The sequence below is a fragment of the Aeromonas sp. Prich7-2 genome (assembly GCF_017939255.1).
Lineage (GTDB): Bacteria > Pseudomonadota > Gammaproteobacteria > Enterobacterales > Aeromonadaceae > Aeromonas > Aeromonas caviae.
The window spans coordinates 1-7,825 of sequence record NZ_JAGKRI010000165.1; the positions used below are offsets into that span (position 1 = coordinate 1).

Consider the following 7,825-nt stretch of genomic DNA (forward strand, 5'->3'; position numbering starts at 1 on the left):
AGTGGTGGGCATTCCCGCGGAATGCATGGTGTTTTTGCTCATGGGGGGAGCGTATCTAAGGAGCAGGATCAAGCAAGCAGGAAAGTGGGATCAAGAGACGATCGTCTCATTTTTCCTGTGTCAATACTGTTCCGGTGAATACTTACTCATATTGTTATGAAAGCGATTATATCTTAAACAACCTGCTAATTGTGTGGGTTAAATGTATCTATAGTTCGAGTCCCGTCGCAATTTCAGGCAACAAAAAAGGCCCATAGCCAGTTGACTATGCGCCTTTTCACAGATTCTCTTGAAACCTTTCTCTGATGGCGATGTGACGCCCGGATTACTTGATGCCGCGGGCCTTGAGCAGGGCTTCCTTGAAGTCGGGCACGTGATCCTTGGCCAGCCCCGGGATCATCGCCTGCTTGTCGGATTCCCGCATCTTGAGGTGGTAGATCAGCATGTCGTCGGTCAGTGCGGACAGGGGACCGTCAAATCCCGCCTCCTCGGCCAGTTTGGCAACAAACTGCACCAGGCTGAGATCCTGCTCCTTGATCCAGGCAGGCTGCAGCAGTTCCAGCAGCTCTTCGATACGATGACATTGCATAGACGACCTCTTTAATCTGTCTTGTGAAACTCAGGCAACCTTACCCATCAAGGCTACTTCGATACGATCCCGGCCATTATGCTTGGCCTGATAGAGCGCCGCATCCGCTTTCTGGATAAGCTCGGCAATGGAGTGATGCTGATCCGGCACCAGGGTCGCCACCCCGAAGCTGCAACTGACCCGCCCCGAGACCCGGGATTTGTGGTGGGGAATGCCGAGGGCTCGCAACGAGGTACGCACCTGCTCGGCGATCTGCATGGCCCCCTGCAAGGTGGTGCAGGGCAGCAGCAGGGCGAACTCCTCTCCGCCGTAACGGGCAGCGAGATCGTCTTCCCGCCGCAGCACTTCGGCCAGCAGGCTCGCCACCTGTTGCAGGCACTGGTCCCCCACCTGGTGACCATAGTGATCATTGAACTGCTTGAAGTAGTCCACATCCACCAGCACCAGAGAGAGAGGCGCCCTGGCACGGTGACAGCGACGCCAGGCGCGCGCCAGGGAGTCGTCGAGATGGGCCCGGTTGGCGATGCCGGTCAGACCGTCGAGGCGGGACGTGAGCTTGAGGTGCTCGGAGACCGCCTTCAGCTCGGCCACCAGATCCGCATTGGAAAAACTGTGGTAGAGAGAGGCCACCTGATCCCGCCGCAGGCGCCGCAGCAGTGTCGGCAGAAAGACGAACAGATACCCCGCCAGCATGCAGGAGACGATACGCTCCTGGGTGTTGCCGCCACTGAGCTCGAACAACATGGCAAACCCGAGGGGCAGCACGGCCCCATAGAGGGTACGACGGCTGCCGAACAGCATGATGGCACTGCCGGTCAGGATCAGGCTGGAGAGCATCATCATGGCGGCACGATAGGTGTCGGGCAGCTTGTCCATATAGAGCAGCACGCCCAGTGCCCAGATGATGGAGGTGATGGTCACCCCGACAAAGAGCTCGCGCTCGAGCACCGGCAGCGGAAGCTCCGCCAGCCTGGGCTGGCGCCAGCGCAAATGCCACCAGCGCCCCAGCAACAGCAGCAGGACCAGACCGAGCCAGCCCAGCGACTCGCTGGCCGGCAGGTAATCGTGGAACAGCAGGCTCCAGCTGATCGCCAGCAGCCCCAGGCAAGGCAGGCTGAAGGAGGCATGGGTATAGAGCTGGACCATGATGGCCCGCCGCACCTGATATTTCACACTCTGTGTCAACTGGGTACTCCCTGTACAAGAGCCGCACAGTTTAACACTCCCCTTTCCTGCTCAACAATCAATCGACCGCTATTAAGCTGCCACTCAGCGCGTCCTCTCTCGCACAGGCCCCGACAGACCCTTTTCTGCAGGGTCGAATGGCGCAGCCCTCCCTCACCCTTTCTCCAGCTCGTCGAGGATGGGGCACTGGGGATTCGCATCTCCGTGACAGCAGCTCACCACCTCCTCGAGGGCGCTGAGCATGGCTTGCAAACCGGCGATGCGGGAGCGCAGATCGACGATTTTCTCCTGGGCCAGCTTCTTCACCTGGGCACTGGTTCTGTGCTCGTCCCGATAGAGCGCCAGCAGCGCCTGACACTCCTCCAGATTGAAACCGGTCTCCCGCGCCCGCTTGACGAAGCGCAGCTCCCGCAGGGAGGCATCCGTATAACTGCGATACCCGTTGTCGCTGCGCACTGGCGACGAGATGAGGCCGATGCTCTCGTAGTAGCGGATGGTCTTGGCGGTCAGGCCGGTGGCCTTGGCGACCTTGCTGATGTTCATGAATGACTCCTTTGGGATTCAGATGCACGCAGGCTGCCCGCCCGGGGCTGCCAGCGCTTCAATAACAGGGAATTGCTCAAGACGGTGATGCTGCTCAGGGCCATGGCCGCCCCCGCCAGCTCGGGGCTGAGGTAACCCAGCGCCGCCAGCGGAATACCGATGATGTTGAACACGAAGGCCCAGAACAGATTCTGCTGGATGGTGCGCCAGGTGGCCGCCGAGATGTCGATGGCATCGGCCACCAGCCGCGGGTCGGATCGCATGAGAGTGATGGAGGCGGTCTCCATCGCCACGTCGGAGCCGGAGCCCATGGCGATACCCACATCCGCCGCCGCCAGCGCCGGGGCGTCGTTTACCCCGTCTCCCACCATGGCGACCAGCCCGCTGGTTTGCGCCCGCAGCGCCTCGACTTTTTCCACCTTGCCGGCTGGCAGCACGGAGTCAAAGGCCCCGTCCAGCCCCAGCTTGGCGGCGATATGGGCCACCGGCGCCGGCGCATCACCGCTCACCAGCCAGCTGGCGATGCCGCGCTGACGCAGGGTGGCGATGGCATCCGGGCTCTCGGGGCGCAGGGTATCGGCCAGCGCCGCAATGCCAGCCACCACACCGTCGATGGCCACCCAGACCCGGGTCGCGCCGTCGGCGGCTTGTTCACCCTGTTGTGGCACTGCAATGTCGAGCTGGGCCAGCAAAGAGCCATTGCCGATGGCGACCCTATGGCCCGCCACCTGACCGACAATACCGGCACCGACCCGCACCTCCACCGCGTCGGGCTGGGGCAGCATCGCCTCCTTGTCGACCGCCTCGCGCATGGCCAGCGCCAGCGGGTGTTCGCTCGCCTGCTGCAGAGCGGCAGCGAGGCGCAGTTGCTCGTCGTTGCCGCTCCAGCTCGCCAGCACCGGCCGGCCCTGGGTCAAGGTGCCGGTCTTGTCGAAGATGAGCGCCTTGATGGCGTGGGCCTTTTGCAGGGTATCGACATCCTTGATCAGAATGCCGTGGCGCGCCGCCACCCCGGTACCGGTGACGATGGCCGCCGGCGTCGCCAGCCCCAGCGCACAGGGACAGGCGATGACCAGCACGGCCACCGCCGCCAGCAGCGCCTGACCGAAGTCGTTACTGATGGCGTACCACACCAGCAGGGTGAACAGGGCGATGGCCATCACCACCGGCACGAACACGGCAGAGACCTTGTCCACCAGCTGTTGCAGCGGCGCCTTGCCCATCTGGGCACTCTCCACCAGGGCGATGATCTTGCTGAGGCTGGAGTCCTCCCCCACCGTAGTGGCTTCAATTTCCAGCACGCCGGAGCGGTTGATGGCACCGCCCAGCACCTTGTCGCCCTCACCGCGCGGCACCGGCAGGCTCTCGCCGGTGAGGATCGACTCGTCCAGCTCACTCTCACCGCTCACGATTCTGCCGTCCACCGGTACCCGTTCCCCCACCAGCACCCGCAGCCTGTCGCCGCGCAGCACCTCGTCGATGGCGACGCTCTGCCAGCGCTCGCCGCGCCAGACGGTGGCGGTTTCCGGCCGCAGCGCCATCAACTCGCGAATGGCGGACTGGGTGCTGCGTCTGGCTCGCGCTTCCAGCAGTTTTCCGAGGGAAATCAGGGTAATGATGATGGCACTCGCCTCGAAGTAGAGTTGGCCACTGGCGGCCACCCCCAGATTAAGCAGCAGATAGAGGCTGTAGAAGTAGGCCGCACTGGTACCGGTCGCCACCAGCACATCCATGTTGGCGGAGCGGTTCTTGATGGCGAGCCAGGCGCCGCGATAGAAGCGGGCCCCAATCCAGAACTGCACCGGGGTGGCGAGCAGCAGCTCCAGCCAGGCGGGCAGATGCCAGGGGAACAACCCGGCCATGGCCAGCATCCCCGCCAGCAGCGGCAGGGTAAGCAAAGCCGAGACGATGACCCGGGTTTGCGCCTGACGGGCGCTGGCGGCCTCCTGCGCTTCCCGCTCCAGCAACTGCTGGCGGCGGCCGCTGGCCGAGCCTTGCGCCAGTTGGGCGCCAAAGCCGAGGGCCTCGATCTGCTCGCGCAGGGCCGCGGGCGTCTGCATCCCGGGTACCAGCACAATCCGGGCCTGCTCGATGGAGAAGTTGACGTCGGCGGAGATGACGCCGGGCAGCGCCGCCAGCATCTTGTGCAGGCGGGCCGAGCAACCGGCACAGGTCATACCGGTGATTTGAAACAATATGGTCTCACTGCCGTAGTCGTAACCCTGCGCCTTGATGCTCTCCAGCACCGCCGGCAAACGGTCAGAGCTGGCCAGCTCGATGGCGGCTTGCTCCAGTGCGAAGTTGACGGTGGCCGATACCCCATCGAGCTTGTTGAGGGCGGTCGTGATGCGGCCGGCGCAATTGGCGCAGCTCATGCCGCTGAGCGGCAACTGCAGATGAATGGGTGATTGAAGATGAGTGATCATGTTGTTCCTCCCAGGAACCCGTCGGCACCACAAAACGCCGACTGGCAAACCCTAACCTTTACTGTAAGGGTAAGCTCAAGCCACATGATCCACTTTTTGCAGATGAAAAAACGGCGCCCGTTTGCTGCCAGAGAACAAACGGGCGCCGCCTTCAACTATTGCGCGGTATGCGCGGCGACTCAGATACCGTACTGGGCGCGGTAAGCCTTCATGGCGGCCAGTTGCGCCGCCAGCTCCGGCTGTTCGGCCTGCTTCTCTTCCAGATACTGGATCAAGTCGCTCATCTGGATGATGGCGATGATGTGAGCGCCGTAGTCACGCTCCACCTCCTGAATGGCGGAGAGCTCGCCCTTGCCCTTCTCCTGACGGTCCAGCGCGATCAGCACGCCAGCCAGGGAGGCGCCGTTGGCCTGGATCAGATCCATGGATTCGCGGATGGCGGTGCCGGCAGTGATGACATCGTCCACCAGCATGATCCGCCCCTTGAGCGGGCTGCCCACCAGATTGCCACCCTCGCCATGATCCTTGGCCTCCTTGCGGTTGAAGCACCAGGGCACGTCCACGTCGTGCTGCTCCACCAGCTGCACGGCGGTGGCGGAGGCGATGGGGATCCCCTTGTAGGCCGGGCCAAACAGCACGTCGAACTCAATGCCGGCATCCATCAGGGCGGCGGCATAGAAGCGGCCGAGACGGGCCAGATCGCGGCCGCTGTTGAACAGACCGGCGTTGAAGAAGTAGGGGCTTTTACGACCGGATTTCAGGGTAAATTCACCGAATTTGAGGACCTGCTTCTCCAGGGCGAACTCGATAAATTGACGCTGGTAGGCTTTCATTCTGGCTCCTTGCTTGGCTTGTCGTTTACTTGTGTGGGGGTATAAAAAAACGCGGTCAATGCCGCGTTTGCAGGATCTGTTGACGCTTCGTCACAGCCGCGACGGAGTCGGTTTTTGCGCAGAACTAGGCATGAGATGCGAAGTTTGGTAATCCAAACGAGGCATCGAATAACGACGTTATGCACAAAAACAGACCCGTCCCTACGGGTTGCGTGGCAAAGGATGCCATGCGTTGTTGCAGGACTTGCCAAGGGAATAACCATTGGCGGCATCCTGCGCCTAGCCTGGCATCCTTGGACACTGCAACGCGACTTGTGCCGAAACATCAACAGGTCCTGGTATCAGGAAAGTGACTGCTTCTGCAGCGCAATGATGTCGGCGATGCCGCCCTTGGCGAGCGCCAGCATCTCCAGCAGCTCCTCGTGGGTGAAGGGTTCGGCCTCCGCGGTACCCTGCACCTCGATGATGCGACCATCTTCGGTCATCACCACGTTCATGTCGGTCTCGGCGGCGGAGTCTTCGATGTACTCCAGATCGCAGATGGCTTCCCCTTCATACATACCGACGGAGACGGCAGCGATCATCTGCTTGAGCGGGCTCTGCTTGAGCATGCCTTTCTCGACCATCCAGTTCAGCGCATCCACCAGCGCCACGCAGGCACCGGTGATGGCGGCGGTGCGGGTGCCACCGTCGGCCTGCAGCACGTCGCAGTCAACGGTAATGGAGTGCTCACCCAGCGCGGTCAGGTCTACTGCGGCGCGCAGGGAGCGGGCGATCAGCCGGGAGATCTCCAGAGTGCGGCCACTCTGCTTGCCGGAGGCCGCTTCGCGGTTCATCCGGGAGTGGGTGGAGCGCGGCAGCATGCCGTATTCGGCAGTCACCCAGCCCTGGTTCTTCCCTTTCAGGAAGCGAGGCACGCTGGTGTCAACGCTGGCGGTGCAGAGCACGCGGGTGTTGCCGAATTCCACCAGCACGGACCCTTCAGCATGCTTGGTGAAGTGGCGGGTAATGGTGACCGGACGAAGCTGCGCGGCAGTGCGATCGCTGGGACGTGACATGGGACGGACCTCTGGGCTGGCTGAATTGGCGCAGGAGTATAAGTGATCCCAGCCCAAATATCAGCCGCTAAAACCACGCTGTCGGCTGACGGAGCAGGGCTGGCTGAGTATACTGGCCCCACACTTCATCAAGCCCGGAACAATCAATGATTCACAGCATGACCGCCTACGCCCGCAAGGAACTCAAGGGCGACTGGGGCACAGCCGTTTGGGAAATTCGTTCGGTCAACCAGCGCTATCTGGAGACCTACATTCGCCTGCCGGAACAACTGCGCAGCCTGGAGCCGGTTCTGCGTGAGCGCTTCCGCGCCAAGCTGCAGCGCGGCAAGGTGGAGTGCAACCTGCGTTTCGAGGCCGCCCAGGCCGCCGCCAGCCAGCTGCACATCAATGAAGAGCTGGCCAAACTCATCATCGAGAGCGCCAACTGGGTGATGAAAGAGGCGGGCCAGGGTCAGCTCAATCCGGTGGACGTGCTGCGCTGGCCGGGGGTCATGGCTGCCGCCGAGCAGGACATGGACGTGGTCGCCACCGAGCTGATGGCCGGCTTCGACCTGACCATGGAAGACTTCCTCGCCTCCCGCGCCAGCGAAGGGGCCAATCTCAAGGCGCTGATCGAACAGCGTCTGGCCGGCATCCAGGTAGAAGTGAAGAAGGTGCGCGAGCACCTGCCGCAGATCATCGAGTGGCAGCGCCAGAAGCTCACCGACCGGCTGGCCGAAGCCAAGGTGGAGCTGGACCCGGCCCGCATCGAGCAGGAGATCGTGCTGCTGGCCCAGAAGATCGACGTGGCCGAAGAGCTGGATCGCCTGGAGATGCACATCAGCGAAACCAACAAGATCATGAAGAAGGGTGGCGCCTGCGGCCGTCGCCTCGACTTCATGATGCAGGAGTTCAACCGCGAGTCGAACACCCTCGGTTCAAAGTCGATCAACGCCGAGGTGACCCAGTCCGCCGTCGAGCTGAAGGTGCTCATCGAGCAGATGCGCGAGCAGATCCAAAACATCGAGTGATCTCCCTCATCGATGCACCAGCCCCCGCCATGCGGGGGCTTTTTTATGGTTCATCGCGGCTTTCCGGGGAAGGCCGCCTTGATTTTCAGAAAAAAGTATTCTGAGTCCCTAAATCCATATGCCATACGCTTTATCACTTTGATCTTGTTGTTCACCCCTTCCAGCACACTCGTGTGCATCG

The 7,825-nt window shown here is 62.0% G+C and carries 8 protein-coding genes; 1 reads left to right on the plus strand and 7 read right to left on the minus strand.

The genetic code is table 11. The features are described 5' to 3' along the window. Nucleotides 1-325: 325 nt before the first annotated feature. The 6 genes from J9892_RS19445 to rph form a co-directional block, all read right to left on the minus strand. Nucleotides 326-589, minus strand: a complete 264-nt coding sequence (locus J9892_RS19445) for a YihD family protein (protein WP_010676098.1) — start codon at nucleotides 587-589, stop codon at nucleotides 326-328. Between the two features lie 30 nt (nucleotides 590-619). After that, nucleotides 620-1,774: a diguanylate cyclase gene (locus tag J9892_RS19450; protein WP_043153375.1), complete on the minus strand. Its 1,155-nt coding sequence runs from the start codon at nucleotides 1,772-1,774 to the stop codon at nucleotides 620-622. 153 nt (nucleotides 1,775-1,927) lie between these two features. Beyond that, nucleotides 1,928-2,317 (minus strand): Cu(I)-responsive transcriptional regulator, encoded by a 390-nt coding sequence (gene cueR / locus J9892_RS19455; RefSeq protein ID WP_161469584.1) that lies wholly within the window; start codon nucleotides 2,315-2,317, stop codon nucleotides 1,928-1,930. Continuing rightward, complete coding sequence (locus J9892_RS19460) at nucleotides 2,314-4,743, minus strand: heavy metal translocating P-type ATPase (protein WP_210538748.1); 2,430 nt, start codon at nucleotides 4,741-4,743, stop codon at nucleotides 2,314-2,316. Before J9892_RS19460 ends, cueR begins: the two co-directional genes overlap by 4 nt. Nucleotides 4,744-4,922: 179 nt before the next feature. After that, nucleotides 4,923-5,576: an orotate phosphoribosyltransferase gene (gene pyrE / locus J9892_RS19465; RefSeq protein ID WP_010676102.1), complete on the minus strand. Its 654-nt coding sequence runs from the start codon at nucleotides 5,574-5,576 to the stop codon at nucleotides 4,923-4,925. 341 nt (nucleotides 5,577-5,917) lie between these two features. Next, nucleotides 5,918-6,634: a ribonuclease PH gene (rph, locus tag J9892_RS19470; RefSeq protein ID WP_024945517.1), complete on the minus strand. Its 717-nt coding sequence runs from the start codon at nucleotides 6,632-6,634 to the stop codon at nucleotides 5,918-5,920. A 146-nt stretch (nucleotides 6,635-6,780) separates the two neighbouring features. Here rph and J9892_RS19475 point away from each other — a divergent pair, with 146 nt between their 5' ends. Next, complete coding sequence (locus J9892_RS19475; RefSeq protein WP_010676104.1) at nucleotides 6,781-7,644, plus strand: YicC/YloC family endoribonuclease; 864 nt, start codon at nucleotides 6,781-6,783, stop codon at nucleotides 7,642-7,644. Nucleotides 7,645-7,694: 50 nt separating this feature from the next. On the opposite strand, the gene J9892_RS19480 is transcribed toward J9892_RS19475, so the two are convergent. Next, nucleotides 7,695-7,825: transposase (locus tag J9892_RS19480; RefSeq protein ID WP_210538477.1), on the minus strand; the 131-nt coding region annotated here is incomplete at its 5' end.